Origin of the sequence: Fulvivirga ulvae, from assembly GCF_021389975.1 — a bacterium.
GTDB classification, from domain to species: Bacteria; Bacteroidota; Bacteroidia; order Cytophagales; family Cyclobacteriaceae; genus Fulvivirga; species Fulvivirga ulvae.
In genome coordinates, this window is the sequence record NZ_CP089981.1 from 626,365 (window position 1) to 643,015 (window position 16,651).

The window sequence follows — 16,651 nt, forward strand, 5'->3', positions numbered from 1 at the left end:
GATTATAATTCTTATTTTTAAACATTAGCCATTGGCTATAATGCAAGTTTCAATTAGTATCTGAATTGTAGTAGTACCGGCCCGGAGCCAATTGGATGGTTGTAGAAAACCCCGGCAACATGGCGGCTGGTCGGTACCAGGCTGTGTTTAATTAACCTTTGCGAGGTTGCCGAGGTTTATAAGTTCTGATCTAAAAATGGATGGTATACATCAAAACAGGAAGTAGTGGCAGTTGATCGAGATATTCCACTTTGTTGGTGACGTCATTGTAGTACTGCTCAACCCTGGCAGCATTGTTCGTCACATTTTGTATATCAAGTTTCAACTCCTGGCTGGTCCTTTTTCTATCCACTCTATAGGTAATACTCAGATTGGTAAGAAAAACGTCGTCGCCTTCAAAAGAATATGCCCGATCTTCAAGCCATACGGCCTCGTCCTGAGCAATGGAAGCTTCTGCATCCAGGGGTGTAAACTTTCTGGCCCCCAGCAAAGAGGCCTTCATATTCAAACCAAGAACCTTTTTCTTTCCGCTTTTACTGCCCAGAGCAAACTCTTTACCTACCAGCACATTTCCTGCATAATTGCCATTGAAGCGGCTGTCTCTTTCTATTCCATCCATACCTTTATATTTTGAATCATAAAGTGATGCTGTAACCATGAAGAAATAGCTATCTGCAAAATAGCGCTCCAATGTAAGCTCAAGGCCGATATTTTCACCCGTACCCTCATTGACCAGTTTGCGGTCGGTAAACCATTCTACCTGATTCAGCAATGAATATGAGCTGTTTGGTTTGTCTTCAACAGGTATGTTGTATAAGTGCTGGTAGTAGGCTTCCATTTTCAGGAGAAGGTTATTTCCAAGTTTATTTTCATAGCCTATAACATAATGCTGCGCCTTGGAAAAATCTATTCCTGTATTTGGCATTGAGGTATTACCCGATTCATCTGCAACTATGCTGTAATAGTTGGTCAGAGACTCCATTTTGCCATGTATACCCCATCCCACCGAAATGGCCTGGCGTGGACGAAACTGCCACCGTACACTGACCCGGGGCTCAATAGAGGCATTACTGTTTAGTGTCGTCCCCTGGGCATGCAGGCCGCTTACTACGGTTACATCTTCCCACGGGCGGTATTTCCAGCTAGCAAAGCCCTGGTAATGTGCTGCATCCTTACTGACATCTTGATTAACCACATACATTTCAGGCTCCTTATCATAATATTGACTGTAAAACTCAAAATTGTGAAAGGTGTAGATCAGGCCCGTTTGAAGGTTATGTCTGGCGTTAAATTTATGGTTTAGTGTGGTGGCACCCTTAAGGGAATACTTATCCAGCCGGGCATCATCAAGCATTACCAGTCTTTGCTGACTGTCCGGCTCCTGTCCAAGGTACCCGCTGCCATTTTTTGAAACAGAAACACTGTTTTGAAGATATGTTGCAGAGCTTAGAGGTAAATATTGTGTAACACCAACCACTCCCATATCAGCCTGATAGTCGCCTTGATGCAGGAGTTTATCCTCGTCCTCTTCATCATATTCTTTAGTAAGTATATTACTCTTGCCTCCCAGTCCAAACACTGAAAAAGTACCTAAACGCTTAGTAGGAAGGTGCACCTTAAAAGAAAGGTCCTGATATTTAGGTATTCCGTCAAAATCCAAAACGCCTAATTCGCTAAGTAGTGTAAGGGTTGAATATCTGTAATTTACAAGAAATGATGCTTTGCCTTCTTTGGACAGTGGCCCCTCTGCGGTAGCTGCTGTCCCGAGTATACCTATCGATACGCTATACTCATGTTCCTCATTATTTCCTTTCCTTAGCCTCATATCAAACACTCCGGAAAGTGCATTGCCATACTCAGGCGCAAACGCACCGGAATAGAACTCGGAATTGGAAAGCATTTCGCTATTTAAAGCATTTATAGGTCCGCCTGTCGCACCTTCATCAGAAAAATGGTTGGGATTAGGTATTTCAATCCCTTCCAGCCTCCATTGAATCCCTCTGGGAGAATTACCCCTGACCACAATAAAATTATTTCCTGAGGCATCACCCGTTACTCCGGCATAGCCTGAGACCATCCTGGCCGGATCATTTAAAGACCCTGCATATCGTTTTGTTTCTTCTACGGTAAAGCCTCTTGCACTTACTAATGCCATTTCATTGGCTATTTCTGATTTATCCTTATCGGCTTTGATCACTATTTCATCCATACTTGTAAGGGACTCCTGCATAACAAGGTCGAGTACTACTTCTTTAGCCGATGTAACCAGTATATTTGGCAGTATCACATCTTCATAACCTATATAAGTGATCTTTAGGCTTACCCGTCCTACGGGCACGTTTTCAATTCTAAAGTCGCCATTCAGATCGGTACTAGCGCCCATTATCGGCTCAGTATCAAGTATCAACACATTAGCCCCCGGCAATGGTGTTCTGGAATCTTTGTCAATTACTTTGCCACGTACTGTTTGGTTTAGTTCCTGTGCCTTCAGAACTGTGATCAATGAAAAGCTCAGAAAAATAATGAGAGCAATTAATATTTTAACTTGTTGTTTGTGGATCATGTGTCTTCATTTTTTGAGTTACACATGGATGACAACCAAGTCTTCCTATACCCTTACCCGAAAATGATTATTTATTAAAAAAAATTACTGCTGCCCGAAGGGTTAATAGCGGAATAGCTGGATTCCCGCTTCGCCACCTATCCACATCTGAAGTTGGGTAGTGCCATATTTTTTTTCAGCTATGGTATATGGAGCCAGGTTAGTCAGGTACTCTCCGCTGACAGGGTGTCTCCATTCTGATAACCATATGTTTATAGCAGGGCCAATGGTGAAGGCTATATTTCCCTTATGATAAACCCAACTCAAATTGATACGGTTAAGCAGGCTAACTTCTTCCTGAAGTTTCTCTTCTTCATTTACCCAAAAGGCCGTATACTGTAGATTAAGGGACGAAACGTCGGTCAGAGCCCGCTCGGTACCAAATCCATACCCAAACCCCCACCAGCTCTTACCTTCCCAGTTGCCGTATCCGAAGGAAAAAGAATTGTAAAAATGTCTGACTCCGGTTTTAAATGACAGCTCCAATGGGAAGAGCTCATTAGATGATAGTTTTAATGCCCGGTATCCGTTTTTAACGTAGCTCAGTAAACCAATTGGCGTACCTGATGCGGAGTCCGCCAGGTTAAAAAGTGCTATCTGGCTGCTATGCGCATTTTTTGCGTAGTTGAAAATCCCTGCTATCTGAACACCGGACACCGTGGCATTCGATACATTACCCAGGCCTCCAAACTGGAGACCTTTTACATCGCCAGCCAAATTTACCAGGCCTGCTACCTGTACCCCTTTGGCTGCTTCATCAGCCATATTTACCAAACCTGAAAACTGAACCCCCTTCACGTTTCTTCCTTTATTAAATATTCCTGCCACCTGCACGCTCTGAACATCGCGCAGGGTAATATTGGTAAGCCCACCTAACTGAAGTCCATTGACATTCCTGATGGTCAGGTTATTGATGCCGGAGATTTGTACCCCTTTCATTTCGCCTTTCAGTACATTATTAATACCGGCAAGCTGCACTCCATTCAGAGAGTCTATTACGAGATTGTTAATACCCGAAGCCTGAAAGCCAATAAATGCACCTCTGTTATGATTAAAAATGCCTCCCAACTGAAAGCCCCTGGTGTTACCTCCTACAAAATTACCAATGCCCCCTGCCTGCACACCTTCTACATCTTTACGGATTACATTGAAAAGTCCACCTAATTCAAATCCATTTACACCGTAAGCATAGCCCGCCATAAGGTTAACGGAAAAGTTATTTTCAACTAACCCGCTCATTTTCAGGTTTGTTCCCCACTTGGGCAGGATGGAGATCTGCCCAGGTTTATTCAATACCAGCTCAGAATTCTCTGTTCGTAAAAGTGATTTGTCAGAGACCAGTTGTTGGACAAATGATAATGACTCAACCGGCCCGGGCTGACCAACAGGCAAGGTTGTGATACTGTTTACCTGTCTGATGGTTTCCTGGGGCTGAAGCAAAATATTGATACTTTGATCTTTTCGGGGAATGAGGATAACGGTATCCTTAATGCTTTTTCGGCTAAAGGATAAGCCCAGCTGTTCAAACTCTGTAGGTACCAAAAGCGAAAAATTACCTCCCGTATCTGTAACAGCGGACACCAGACTGCTCACCTCATAAACAACTATACCTTCCAGGGGAGCATTTTGAGAAGCATGCCTAACCTTGCCCGATACATGATACCCGGTCTTCCGTTTACCAGAGGCCTTGTCTGCTGCCTTCTTTAGAAGAATAAGATGGTTTCCGCTGGTTCTGTACTCTACATCTCTGGGTAAAATATTGTCCAGAATTTTTTTTAAAGGTTCCCTTTGTGCATGGATCGAAACTTTTTGCTCAGAAGAGAGAATAGATGCATCATAAGAAAAGGTAAAGCCGGCCTTATTTGAAAGCACGGAAAGGCTCTCTGAGAGTGATATGTCATTTGCAGTCAGGCTTATGTCTTTGTGCAGAATATTAGTCTGCTGAGCGGTACAGCAGAAAAAATGAAGTACAAAGACAACCACTGAGCTATATTTCAGCGTGGCCTTAATCGCAACCATGGCCTGAAACGACAAAGCGACCTTCTTCTTGGATGGTGGTAAATCCAAAATTTGCGTCTATAATCTCAAAAACATGCTCAACAGGCTCTTTATAAAACTTTCCGGTCAGTCTGCAATTTAAAATTTCAGGATTTTCAACATCGATGGATATCTGGTAAGCTCGCTCTAATGTTGAGAAAACCGCCTCCAGAGACTGTTTTTCAAATGCTATGGTTTTCGACATCCAAAAAATATCATTAGGGTTATAACGCTGCATTCCTGAAAACTCCCGCTTGTTCTTGCTGACGGAGATGTATTCTCCAGCCTGAAGTATTGTTTCCTTACCGTGACTTGTGACCTGTACAATGCCTTCTTCCACCCCTACTTCGATAATGCCAAGGCTGTCGTAGTTGCGTACGTAGAAGGAAGTACCCAAAACCTTTACTGTAGTACCATCCGTATCAATTATAAATGGCCTCATGTTATCCTTTACTACATCAAAAAAGGCTTCTCCCTTCAGAGTTACCAGACGTTCGCTTTTTGAGAAATTTTCGTTGAAAGTGACCGTTGAGTTAACATTCAGGGAAACCTGCGAGCCGTCTGGCAGAGTATCCGATTTTACCATCTCCTTTGATGCAATCACCATTTCGCTGGCAACTGGTGATTTTACTAATGACTGATAAACCAGGAAAACAACTAAGCCCAGGACAAGAAGGGCAGCGACACGTGACAGATAGAAGTATAATTGTCTGCCTTCCGGTTTTAACTGATCCTCCTGCTGCTGATCAATTTGTTGCTTAAGCTTGCTCCATGCCCTGTCTACATCAACATCCGCTTCCCGGGGTGAAATGTCCGGACCGGCATATTCCCAAAGGGTCTTTAGCTTTTCAAAATACTGCCTGTTCGTATCTGACTGGTCAATCCACTGCTCAACAGTTTTCCTGTCATTGGCATCTACCTCACCTGACATATACGAAGCCAGTAATTCGTCATCTATATTTACACGTTCATTTCTCATTATCTTGTATACATACTGACAACTTAACTACCATTTAACCTTACTCGTGGTTAAAAAAATTTATCAGCCATTCTTTTACCATTATTGAAACTTGTATCAGAATAGCTATTGCAGGCAAATATTCTATCAGATTCTCTCTGAGAAATTTTAAGGCTTTCCCCATCTGGGCCTCAACGGTTTTAACAGAAAGCCCAAGCTGGCCTGCTATCTCCTTATACTTCAGCCCTTCCTCTCGACTCATTTTAAATATTTTTTTCCGCTCAGGAGGAAGCTGGTTTACACAGGTCTCGATTCTTTCATGCAATTCCAGCTCGACTACTTTATCGCTAACCCGATTCTCCTCCTCAACTACAGTGGAAATATGCGACTCGGCATAACGGTGTTTTACTTTTGCATGCTTGATATGATTGAGGCATGCGTTTCTTACCGACCGGTATAGATAAGCCTCGACGGACCCTGTTATTTCCAAAGTCAATCTTTTTTCCCAAAAGCCAAGAAAAACATCCTGAACCATTTCCTCAGCCAGAGCACTCCCCTCCACATATCTTAAAGCATAGCCACACATCCCAGCATAGTGCCTCCTGAACAAACCCTCAAAGGCTTGTACATCACCGGAACGTATCTGTGTCGCAATGTTTTTTGAATCTGTCAAGGGTGGTTACAGCTGGTTTAAAACAAAAATAGATTTTATGTGAAACTATTCAAGCCTATAATATCAAGTATGAACAGACTTTACATGGTTTTAAATAAAAAAAATAGTACAATTGTAATTTCGTAAACTATAAATACTTAATACAAACCTGTTTAATATCAACTCGAATGAAAAGAATCTTTACTGTTCTGTTTTTACTATCTGCGTTAACAGCGGGATATTCTCAAAGCAGCTTTTGGAAGGAGTCCAATGCTGCGGCGGCCGATAATTTAAGCCGTAAACTCACCAAGCCCCATTTATACAAAACCCTGGCTCTGGATTTTGAAGGCCTGAAAGAAACGCTCAGGCTAACCGGAATGAGAGGTTCTGCCACTTCAAAAAATGCCCAGGTAATATTTTTCCCTAATGCCGATGGAAAAATGGAGAAATTCAATGTTGTAGAAGCTCCAACCTTGCACCCTGATCTTGCAAAAAAATACCCCGGCATAAAGTCATATGCAGGCCAGGGCATTGACAATCCGGCTTCAACCATACGCTTCAGTATATCTGATCAAAGAGGTTTTCATGGTCTCCTGATGACTTCAGAAGGCATGGTATATATTGACCCTGTGTCTTCAGACAAATCAACTTACACTGTATATAAAAGGAAGGACCTCACTCGTGATGAGAAGGACTTCCAATGTACGATGGATGAAAATATTGGCAGAGCAGGAAAAGGCAATAATATTTCAACCTTAAAGACCAATGATCAGAAACTTAGAAAATACCGCCTGGCTTTGTCATGTAATGCTGAGTACGGAAATATATTTGCCGGATCAGGCACGGATGCGGAGAAAAAAGCTAATATCCTTGCCCAGATGAACATTACCATGACCCGTGTAAACGGGATTTATGAAAGGGACCTTGCCATCACCATGGAGATTGTAGCCAATAATGATGCGATTATCTATTATGGAGATACCAGCACTGATCCATGGACAAATGAATGGAATACAAAAACACAGGAAACCATTGATGCTATTATCGGCGACGCTAACTATGACATCGGCCATAACTTCAATACCACAGGCGGAGGAAATGCGGGATGTATAGGCTGCGTTTGTACATCCGGAGAAAAGGGCAGTGGATTTACAGGAAGCTCGGATCCGACAGGAGACCCCTTCGATGTAGATTTTGTGGCACATGAAATAGGCCATCAGTTTGGAGGCTACCATACCATGAACACTTGTAGCAGAAGTGGAAGTGGCCTTACGGAGGTTGAACCTGCGAGCGGGAGCAGCATAATGGGTTATGCCGGCATATGCTCTACCAACATTCAAAGTAATAGCGATGCTTACTTTGCCTATGTAAACATCAGGGACATTTCTGCCAATGTTCAAACGGGAGAAAGTTCAGGATGCGCGGTAATTGTTGACCTTTCCAACAACCCTCCTGTAGCTGACGCGGGTAATGACTATACAATACCAAGATCTACACCGTTTATACTTAAGGGTGCCGGTACCGACCCCGATGGTAATGGTACACTCACTTATTGCTGGGAACAAAACGACCCTCAAGAAGCCCCGGGAAGCGGAAGTCCTGAATCAACGTGGGCTCAAGGGCCTCTTTTCAGATCTTTGGAGGGAACATCATCCCCAGACAGGTATATGCCTGCAATTAGTACAGTTCTGGCAGGAGAAATGGGATCTACATGGGAGATGTTGCCATCTGTTGGCAGAACAATGAACTTCTCACTAACTGTAAGGGATAATAATGCAGGTGGTGGCCAGACTTCTGACGACCTGATGAAAGTGACCGTTGACGGTGACTCAGGCCCGTTCTTTGTAACTGACCCCAATACATCAATCTCATGGTACGAAGGACAAATACAAGTTGTAACCTGGAACGTAGCCAATACTGACCAGGCCCCGATTAGTTGTTCAAATGTAAATATTCTTTTATCTACCGATGGAGGACAAACCTTCCCTGTCACATTGGTAAGTAATGCACCTAATAACGGTACAGCAGAAATAACCGTACCCAACAATTTGTCAGCCAACTGCAGGATCAAGATCGAAGCAATAGGCAATATTTTCTATGACATCAGTGATGCTGATTTTGAAATAGCAGCTGCTGTTGCGTGTAACGCTACCGTCCCTACAGGATTGACGGTAACCGAAGTTAGTGCCAGCAGTGCCTCATTAACATGGGATCAAAATATCGGGGCCATCTTTGATGTACAATACAGGGTTCAGGGCAGTGACACCTGGACAACTGTCAGCGCAGGAGGTAACTCAAAACAATTGTTTGACCTGTTGTCATCTACAGCTTATGAGGTACAGGTAAGAAGCAAATGTACAGGGTCATCTTCTAATTTTACATCGGTAGTCACCTTCACTACAGAAGAACTGATCCTGGAATATTGCACCTCTCAGGGTAATAGTATAGCAGATGAATATATAGGGTCTGTACAGCTGGAAGGAATTAATAATGCTGCCGGTACAGCCAGTGGTTATTCAGATTTCACATCTATCAGCACTGATTTAGCTGTAGATACCGAATATACAATCACAATAACTCCGACATGGACTTCAACAACATACAATGAAGGATATGCAGTATGGATAGACTACAATCAAAATGGCCTGCTTACAGATGAGGGCGAACTTGTTTGGTCAAAAAGTGCTTCAAAAGACACTCCGGTTAGTGGTACATTTACTGTTCCTGCAAGTGCGCTTAACGGCACAACCAGGATGAGGGTGAGTATGAAATTTAATGGTGTACCTAACCCCTGCGAATCATTTAGCTATGGAGAGGTTGAGGATTATTCAGTCAATGTAATTGCCTCTGTTTCGTTGAATGAAGTAAGTATAAGCTCAAATAATGTAAACAGTGAATTTGCTAAAGTTGGGGATGAAGTGACATTGCAATTCAAGGCCAACAAAACCATTCAGACACCAACTGTTACTATTCAGGGAAATACTGTAGCAGTTACTCTATCCGAGGGTGTATGGATTGCTAAACATACTTTTACCGAGGCTGATACAGAAGGAAAGGTAGCATTCACAATAGACTACGCTGACCTGGATGACAATGCAGGAGAGCAAGTAATTGCAACCACCGATGAGTCAACCGTGATTTTTGACAAAACGGCTCCGACTTTAAGCAATACTTCCATATCATCTGATAACAGCGACAAATCAGTTGCTACCATTGATGATAAGGTTACTCTGACATTTACTGCCAGCGAAAAGATAGCTGATCCCACAGTGACAATTGCCGGAAATACGGTGGTGGCTACTTTGGTAAACACTCAGTGGAGGGCTACGCGTACCATGAGTCAGGGTGACAGCCCGGGCCTGATTGCCTTTTCGATATCATACAGGGACCAGGCCGGTAATGAGGCTCTGGTTACTGCTACTACAGACGGCTCTTCTGTAGAGTTTGTAGAGGAGATTACCGGATTAAGAGGCCTTGCCTCAAAACAGATAAAGGCTTATCCTAATCCTGCATCAAACGAGATCGTCATTCAAACTGAGGGTATCCACGGTTCTGCGGAGATCAGGGTAATTGATTTTACAGGCAGAAAGGTACTGTCAAAAATAGCAGAGGTAAGTAAAAATGCTGAACAGGCTATTGATGTTAGCTCACTGGCTAACGGAACCTATACATTACAGGTAGTGGGTGATAATATGCTGAACACCACGCTGATAGTAATTTCCAAATAATTTAAAACAGAGGCCGGTTACCTTAGATGATAACCGGCCTTTCTTACCCCTTGGGACTGTCTTTCTCGGCCAGCTCCTTTATGCTATCTAACGCCTTCGGCCATGCTTTTTTAAAGTACTCTAAATATTCTTCTGTCGAGTCCATCTCTACGGTCAGCGTAGTAGCTCCGTTAGCTTCAAGCTTGTATGATTCCATAGCGCCGGTCCATTCGTTATCAAGATCTTCCACTCCTTTGCTTATAGTGCCCAAATGCCTGAACACCATGTGCTCGTTAGTCTTCTTGCTTACAATGCTACTAACCATACCTTCTCCCTCCGGTGAAACAAACAGTACTTTACTACCCTCCTTCCAGTCGGTCTGAGCAAGCGACCCCTCCATAAAAACCGCTGCCCAACGCCGATAATAATTGTCACTCCACAAGACCTCCCATACCCGTTCAGCAGCAGCATTAATAGTGATTTTAAATGTTTCTCTTTTCATAATTTCGGTGGTTAAATTGAATTTTGTTATACACCATTATTTGGAGTGTAGCAGCCAGTGGTTTCCAAATTTATCCCGGAGCCCTCCAAACAAATTGCCAAAAAAGTTAGGTTGCAGGGGGTGAGTTTCGACCCCTCCTTCTGATAACCTTTCATAATACTTCCTCACTTCAAGCTCATCGTTACATTCAACCATTATAGACATGGCGTTGCCCTTGATAAGACCATTGTCCTCGACCATATCTGTTCCCATCAAAACCAGGTCGTTCCCGTCAAGAGAGGCATGTAGTATGTAATCCCTTACCTCTCTAGGAAGTTTTTCTGCTTCCGGTGTGTCGCCTATGGTTTGCAGGTACAGTTCACCCCCAAAGCAATTTTGGTAAAAGATCATAGCCTCCCGGCAGTTGCCGTTAAATGTAAGATAGGTTACAAGTTTGTTCATAAGCCTGCATCAAATAAACCCTGATAAATATTGTTAATTTGCACCATATGCCTCTGTGTATGAAAAATAAAGAATTTTATCCATTCATACCTGGTTAAGTACCCAAACGTGGGCAGCTCAAAATCCATACATAGCACTGAGAGGTTCGAAGTTTTAATAGTATCGGTATGCTGCTGCTGTATATTTTTAAGCTCCAAGATAAGTCCGGTCTTATCATAGGTCAGGTTTTCCGGAACGATGAATTCAGGCGATTCCATTTTGATCCCAAAATTCAAAAATAACTCCTTAATAGGATCTACATGCATACCGTAATCTCTTTCAGCTACCTGCGTTTTCTCATCAGGTAATTGAGCAACAGACATAATAATATGTTTCACTACCTGACCAGCCGTCCAGCTTCCCTCAAAAGGCACTGTATTGAACTGTTTTTCATCAAACCGCATGACTGAGTGAATTAACTTATCAAATACATTATCCACTTCAAGAATTAACTTTTCAGGTGCTCTATCTATAATTGTTTCCATAGTTTTATGGTTTAGGTAAATGACGTTTTTTGAGAGGCAGTGTACCCATACTTAATGATCGTTTCATCATTGTAATACAAATTACCGAAGATAGGGTGACTAAGCAGCGGTGTAAAAGCGGCATTTTGGGGAGTTGATTCCGGCAAAATGATGCAGTATATTTGATCAGATAAACCTGCTAAAAACCTATATCAATGAAAATAATATCCATACTTGTTCCCGAATCTGCTGTAATGGAGGCAGTTGCAGATCCACGGTACCTCTTTACTGCGGTAAATCAATTTTTACAGGCAGCAGGCAAGAAACCTCTGTTTGAGGTGCAATTGGTGGGATTGTCCCGGGAAATAAATTTTTTAGGGGGAATATATGCTGTTCGTGCAGACAAAACCCTGGATGAAGTTGATAAAACTGATATGATCATCATACCTGCCTTATTCGGAGATTTGAAACTGGCGGTTGAACAAAACAAGGAAGCCATCCCGTGGATTATAAAGCACTATAACGCCGGAGCCGAAGTGGTTTCTTTATGCCTGGGAGCATTTCTTCTTGCCTCTACAGGTCTTTTAGACGGTAAAAAATGCTCTACGCATTGGGCCTTTTACAATCAATTTCGCGACACTTTTCCTGATGTAGAGGTAGTGGATGGCGGAATAATTACTGAAGAAAATGGTATATACTCCAGTGGTGGGGCCAATTCTTACTGGAACCTCCTGCTTTACCTCGTTGAAAAATATGTAGACCGCGATACAGCCATACTTGCTGCAAAATATTTCGCTATCGATATAGACAGGGAAAGTCAGGCGGCCTTTACCATTTTCAGCGGACAGAAGGACCATAACGACGAAGAAGTAAAAAAAGGCCAGGAATACATAGAGAAAAACTACCAGGAAAAGATAGCTATTGACGACCTGGTAAGTATTCTGGGCGTAAGTAGAAGAAGTTTTGAAAGACGGTTTAAAAAGGCCACCAACAACACAATTGCAGAATACATGCAGCGGGTAAAAGTAGAAGCCGCCAAGCGTGATTTTGAGCTGAGCAGAAAAAATATCAACGAGGTCATGTACGACGTCGGGTATTCCGACAGCAAAGCCTTTAGAAACTTGTTTAAGAAATTAACGGGACTTACACCCATCGAGTATCGAAATAAGTATAATAAAGAGGTTGAGCTGCCTGTATAGCGTTGATCGGATTGGTTATTATAATTCCTTATTTATTGCCCGCCTCCGATAAACTCTCAAGTGGAATTTGACACAATGTTGGAGAGTAAACAATAAGACATTTAAAATGATTAAATACCTAGTGCAAATATCAGTCTGTTTGTTTTTTGCAGCTTGTAATCAAAAACAAGAACAACCTGCCTGGCAAATTGCATACAATAAAGATTCCATAAAACAGGAAATTCCATTCCCAAAACAATCTCAAATAAATGAAAGGTTTATCCCGAAAGAGAAGGAGATATCACAAACTGATACAATCGTTACAGAATTGGCACTCCAGATATCAGTCATTCGCACGGCTCTTGATTCGTTTGTAGTGCAAGAATACGAAAGCAATGGTACCAGATATATTTATAAGTACCGTAATTACGAGAACAATTTAGTCATAAAAAAGGGGGGAGAAGTTATTCTGGATAGCACTTTTACAAAAAATGACTTCTCAAAATTTACCGGACAAGAATTCCTCAGAACTGCAATCTTCCATGGGTACTGGTTTAAGAAAATTGATAATAACACAGTTGTATTATTTGGAACAATAGACAAACCAGATACGGATTGGTCTTTTGCTTTTTATCATAATTACAACTTGACCACACAAGAATTTGAGGTTTTGGAGCATATAGATCAAGACATTTAGTTTCTTATTTGATCGTTTTCCTTAAGTGCTTTTTGTCAACTTTAAGAAGAAATCTGTTGCATTATTCAGTTATGTCGGGCAATTGCTATCGCAAATTTCTAAAACAGAAAGTGCAGGTGATGCCAAGGGAATAGGTTTTCTAGGTGTTTTTTCTCACGGAGTGCCCGATATTATGTTCGGAAAGGATGGCTTCCACAATGGGATTAGGACATCAGATATAGGTGAAATATCAAGTGGGTTGAATCTCGTGAAATTAAGTTTGCAGAGGGTTCTGTAATTTATCTGGGAGGGTGAATGCTGGTACTGATTGGAGTGGGGAGGGTTCTTTTGCTCAAGAACTAGCAGAAGCGACAGGAGCACTTGTTGTGGCAGCAGGTGATGATCAGGTAGGCCCTAAAGATGAGTCAAATGGTAACATGGTTTATACGACAGCTCACCCTTCAGAAAATCAATTTAGAGTTTTCAAAGCAGGTCAAACCCCTGTTGGTATCGGCTCAACTGTTGATGTTAATGTACTGATGAATGCCGCAGAAAGACGTACATCTGAGATACCTGAAAAGATTGAACCTATAAAAGATATATCTTTATGATGTCAAAGTTATTAACACTATCAATATTTCTTATTAGTTGTAGCACTCCAGTGCGAGAGAATAGCAATAATCACCAAGAAAGAAATCCAGAAGTTAAAAACACAGAGGAGAAAGTAGCCAACCGTGAGGTTGTGGATTTAGGGGGAATAGATAGTTGCTTGGATCTGCTTAACCAAGTAAATAGAACAGATCTAAAAGAGCTTACAGAAAGGTTCACGACAAGCACAATATTGAGTAATAATGAAAGAAAAAGTTACTCAATTAGTAACAAGGAAGGGACAGTAGGGTTGTATAATTTATTTTATTCAAATGGCCCGGATATACTTAAGCTAGGAGAGCTGGTTGTTTATACAGAAAGTGACCCAAATACCTGGCAAATGTTTGGTGAAAATGAGCAGATATTATCAATAGAACTGATTTCCTCGGAGTACAATATTGATGATGTTATTAAAGTAGGGGCAAGAATTTCGGATATTCTTGCAAATAATAAGTCAATTATGAAAGTTTCAAACAAACTATATCAGTTTAAAGATAATTGCGAAAGCATTACAATAAAAACTAATAATGGAGTTGTAACTAGCCTAAAAGTTAGAAGAATAAATCCATGAAGAATATTAGTTAAAATTAGAAAGCCTTGCAGGACATGTAAGTCTACCCAGAACCTATTCCTGACCTATATACTAATCGACTTATGATGCTTTTAGCAGTGCGGATGGAGCAGGTATGTTGGTGAGAGGAAACGATGCAGGTGATGCGAGGCCAGCAGCCTGTTTGAATTACATCCTGTTCGATGAAAAAATGAACCGGTAATCAACGGAGACTTCAAACACACCAGCCGATGTAGTGGCCCATATCAATAGTTGGCTCCATCTCAGAACTATACCCCTTCCTGAAACTAAAACGAGTACATTTGATCATTTATTCTAAATGAAAAAGAACGGAGATACTCCCCGTTCCTTTACTACATAATTACTGTTTCATCAAATTGAGATAGTGTATGTCATCGCCCTCCACGGCAATAATGTACATTCCCGGATCCAGATCGCGAACATCCAGCTCGAAACTGTCTGTCTGTTGCCTTAGATCTATGTGTCTTATAAGTTTGCCGGAAGTGTCCATAATTTTAACTGCTTCTACACTTTCTCCAAGCTGGCTCATATCCAGCACGGTAAAAGAGTTGGCCGGATTTGGGAATAGTTTCAGGTTTGTTTTATTGCCTTGATTTTCAATCACGTCGGCTAGATCGTTCAGCCCCTTCTCTCTAAGCTGGGTAGGAAGATCGGGAACGTTCTTTTCGTTGACCAGATCGTCAAAATGCTGCATATCCCTACGTTGTGGCTCTATTTTGCTTCTTTTGGCTTTTGCAAACTGGGAATTGCATATTTGGTCCTGGCGGTACTGATCAAATTTGGCCTTGCCTACCAGCAAAGCGATGGGTGCACAGTCCCTATGCATAAAAGGGCCCAGGGGAATAGCTGATACCCGTCCACCGGCTCCTCTTAAAAAGAAATTAAACCAGGCCACAAGGGAATTCGCCGGGTCTACCTGTTCATCGCTGGTGCAATAATACAGGCGCGTTTCAGTTTTTGGGGTCCATGCGTACAGGTTATTTTTCCGTAATGCGCTATTGGCAGGGTGGAAATAGTTATTTTCCACACTATTTAAGAAGTCACTTTTAAAAATGGTCTTCCAGTTGGCAGGCAGCAGTGCATCTATCTGCTCTACGGACAATGAGCCATCGAGCCATACAGGGATTTGTTGATCATAGGGAGAAACATACACGTCTGATAAAGAACTGTAAATATTCCCATACACTTCCTGATATCCTTGCAGAACATATGGCAGAAAAGAGGGGTTGGTATAAAAGGGGTTGTCAAAAGCAAAGTCCTTTTGAGTACCTGACAGATCATATGGCCCGGCTCCGGCTACAATGTACTCCAGATCAAACTCTGCTGCATGGTGCTGCTCTATTTCACGCTGGGTAGCCAGTGTCGAATGTCCTCCCTGGGAATATCCGGAAATAAAAACCTGGCCATTTAGGCCCACCCCAATCAATCCGCATAGCTGACGAGCTGCCCGCATCATATCAATCGACGCAGTGGCTTCACTTTGAGCGTGTACGTAGGGGTGTGCTCCGGGGCTTTCACCCATACCAATGTAATCCGGCAATGCTACAACATAACCATCCGTAGCCATTGCCCAGCCTATTGCACCTTCTACACCACTTAAGTTTGAGGGTACGCTGGCCTCATCTATGATCGTTCCGTGCAGATAAGCAGCAAGAGGGGCATCGCAGGGATAGGGTTCTGGAATATATAGAGCACCGGAACCAATTGTTGACTGTCCGCGACCGTCAACAGTGTTATAAATTACTTTATAAACCCGAACGTCAAAAGTGGTTGGTACCAGGAAGTCAATAAAAAAGCCTGGTATACCTGTAGCGCCTGTAAGTAAATCATCAATTTGATCAGGAGACTTCTCCGCTATCAGCTCATAGCTGACCAGTTCACCACGATTTTGCGCATTGATTTGTAAACAGCAAAATAGTGTAAGTGCGAGGGTAAAGGTCATTGTTTTCATAAGAGTATGGGTTAGGTGAATTTTTTATTTTGTATGATCTAAACATTTTCATACAAAAACTGTCCTTAACTCACCTTGAGACCGATGCCCCTTAAGGTGTACCTCCTCATACCTCAATGTATATTTTATTTCGTTTTTTTGTCTCTTTTACAGGTTTTCTTACACCGCCATAATCTTTATCCGCCATAACCAGAAAATAGTATA

At 42.1% G+C, this 16,651-nt stretch carries 13 protein-coding genes; 5 read left to right on the forward strand and 8 right to left on the reverse strand.

Annotation, left to right across the window (positions count from 1 at the left end):
* Positions 1 to 190: 190 nt before the first annotated feature.
* The 4 genes from LVD17_RS02675 to LVD17_RS02690 all read right to left on the reverse strand — a co-directional run bounded on the left by LVD17_RS02675 (position 191) and on the right by LVD17_RS02690 (position 6,270).
* Positions 191 to 2,563, reverse strand: coding sequence for a TonB-dependent receptor (locus tag LVD17_RS02675; RefSeq protein WP_233764592.1), 2,373 nt, complete (start codon positions 2,561 to 2,563; stop codon positions 191 to 193).
* 102 nt (positions 2,564 to 2,665) lie between these two features.
* Positions 2,666 to 4,669 carry an STN and carboxypeptidase regulatory-like domain-containing protein gene (locus LVD17_RS02680; protein ID WP_233764593.1) on the reverse strand — a complete coding sequence of 668 codons (2,004 nt, stop codon included), beginning with the start codon at positions 4,667 to 4,669 and terminating at the stop codon, positions 2,666 to 2,668.
* Positions 4,608 to 5,618, reverse strand: a complete 1,011-nt coding sequence (locus tag LVD17_RS02685) for a FecR family protein (RefSeq protein ID WP_233764594.1) — start codon at positions 5,616 to 5,618, stop codon at positions 4,608 to 4,610. Before LVD17_RS02685 ends, LVD17_RS02680 begins: the two co-directional genes overlap by 62 nt.
* A 40-nt stretch (positions 5,619 to 5,658) precedes the next feature.
* Complete coding sequence (locus LVD17_RS02690) at positions 5,659 to 6,270, reverse strand: RNA polymerase sigma-70 factor (RefSeq protein ID WP_233764595.1); 612 nt, start codon at positions 6,268 to 6,270, stop codon at positions 5,659 to 5,661.
* A gap of 167 nt (positions 6,271 to 6,437) precedes the next feature.
* On the opposite strand from LVD17_RS02690, the gene LVD17_RS02695 reads away from it, so the two are divergent.
* Entirely contained in the window at positions 6,438 to 9,977 is a 3,540-nt protein-coding gene (locus tag LVD17_RS02695; RefSeq protein ID WP_233764596.1) for a reprolysin-like metallopeptidase, read from the forward strand.
* A 43-nt stretch (positions 9,978 to 10,020) separates the two neighbouring features.
* On the opposite strand, the gene LVD17_RS02700 is transcribed toward LVD17_RS02695, so the two are convergent.
* From LVD17_RS02700 to LVD17_RS02710, 3 genes are read right to left on the reverse strand one after another with little or no spacing between them, the layout of a single operon-like run.
* Positions 10,021 to 10,458 (reverse strand): SRPBCC domain-containing protein, encoded by a 438-nt coding sequence (locus LVD17_RS02700; RefSeq protein ID WP_233764597.1) that lies wholly within the window; start codon positions 10,456 to 10,458, stop codon positions 10,021 to 10,023.
* A gap of 36 nt (positions 10,459 to 10,494) precedes the next feature.
* Positions 10,495 to 10,899 (reverse strand): VOC family protein, encoded by a 405-nt coding sequence (locus LVD17_RS02705; protein WP_233764598.1) that lies wholly within the window; start codon positions 10,897 to 10,899, stop codon positions 10,495 to 10,497.
* Positions 10,896 to 11,423 (reverse strand): DinB family protein, encoded by a 528-nt coding sequence (locus LVD17_RS02710; RefSeq protein WP_233764599.1) that lies wholly within the window; start codon positions 11,421 to 11,423, stop codon positions 10,896 to 10,898. Before LVD17_RS02710 ends, LVD17_RS02705 begins: the two co-directional genes overlap by 4 nt.
* 194 nt (positions 11,424 to 11,617) lie before the next feature.
* Here LVD17_RS02710 and LVD17_RS02715 point away from each other — a divergent pair, with 194 nt between their 5' ends.
* The 4 genes from LVD17_RS02715 to LVD17_RS02730 all read left to right on the forward strand — a co-directional run bounded on the left by LVD17_RS02715 (position 11,618) and on the right by LVD17_RS02730 (position 14,475).
* Complete coding sequence (locus tag LVD17_RS02715) at positions 11,618 to 12,601, forward strand: GlxA family transcriptional regulator (protein ID WP_233764601.1); 984 nt, start codon at positions 11,618 to 11,620, stop codon at positions 12,599 to 12,601.
* Positions 12,602 to 12,707: 106 nt separating this feature from the next.
* A complete protein-coding gene (locus tag LVD17_RS02720; protein WP_233764603.1) occupies positions 12,708 to 13,277 on the forward strand; it encodes a DUF4738 domain-containing protein in 570 nt (189 codons plus the stop codon).
* A 290-nt stretch (positions 13,278 to 13,567) separates the two neighbouring features.
* Complete coding sequence (locus tag LVD17_RS02725; RefSeq protein ID WP_233764605.1) at positions 13,568 to 13,867, forward strand: hypothetical protein; 300 nt, start codon at positions 13,568 to 13,570, stop codon at positions 13,865 to 13,867.
* Entirely contained in the window at positions 13,864 to 14,475 is a 612-nt protein-coding gene (locus tag LVD17_RS02730) for a hypothetical protein (protein ID WP_233764607.1), read from the forward strand. The genes LVD17_RS02725 and LVD17_RS02730 overlap by 4 nt, the downstream gene beginning before the upstream one ends.
* A 361-nt stretch (positions 14,476 to 14,836) precedes the next feature.
* On the opposite strand, the gene LVD17_RS02735 is transcribed toward LVD17_RS02730, so the two are convergent.
* Positions 14,837 to 16,447: a T9SS type A sorting domain-containing protein gene (locus LVD17_RS02735; protein ID WP_233764609.1), complete on the reverse strand. Its 1,611-nt coding sequence runs from the start codon at positions 16,445 to 16,447 to the stop codon at positions 14,837 to 14,839.
* Between the last annotated feature and the right edge of the window lie 204 nt (positions 16,448 to 16,651).

Excerpts from the sequence above, each read along its gene's own strand:
- LVD17_RS02675 (WP_233764592.1), bottom strand. The coding sequence starts at position 2,563 with ATGATCCACAAACAACAAGTTAAAATATTAATTGCTCTCATTATTTTT.
- LVD17_RS02685 (WP_233764594.1), bottom strand. The coding sequence starts at position 5,618 with ATGAGAAATGAACGTGTAAATATAGATGACGAATTACTGGCTTCGTAT.
- LVD17_RS02695 (WP_233764596.1), top strand. The coding sequence starts at position 6,438 with ATGAAAAGAATCTTTACTGTTCTGTTTTTACTATCTGCGTTAACAGCG.
- LVD17_RS02700 (WP_233764597.1), bottom strand. The coding sequence starts at position 10,458 with ATGAAAAGAGAAACATTTAAAATCACTATTAATGCTGCTGCTGAACGG.
- LVD17_RS02705 (WP_233764598.1), bottom strand. The coding sequence starts at position 10,899 with ATGAACAAACTTGTAACCTATCTTACATTTAACGGCAACTGCCGGGAG.
- LVD17_RS02710 (WP_233764599.1), bottom strand. The coding sequence starts at position 11,423 with ATGGAAACAATTATAGATAGAGCACCTGAAAAGTTAATTCTTGAAGTG.
- LVD17_RS02715 (WP_233764601.1), top strand. The coding sequence starts at position 11,618 with ATGAAAATAATATCCATACTTGTTCCCGAATCTGCTGTAATGGAGGCA.
- LVD17_RS02720 (WP_233764603.1), top strand. The coding sequence starts at position 12,708 with ATGATTAAATACCTAGTGCAAATATCAGTCTGTTTGTTTTTTGCAGCT.
- LVD17_RS02730 (WP_233764607.1), top strand. The coding sequence starts at position 13,864 with ATGATGTCAAAGTTATTAACACTATCAATATTTCTTATTAGTTGTAGC.
- LVD17_RS02735 (WP_233764609.1), bottom strand. The coding sequence starts at position 16,447 with ATGAAAACAATGACCTTTACCCTCGCACTTACACTATTTTGCTGTTTA.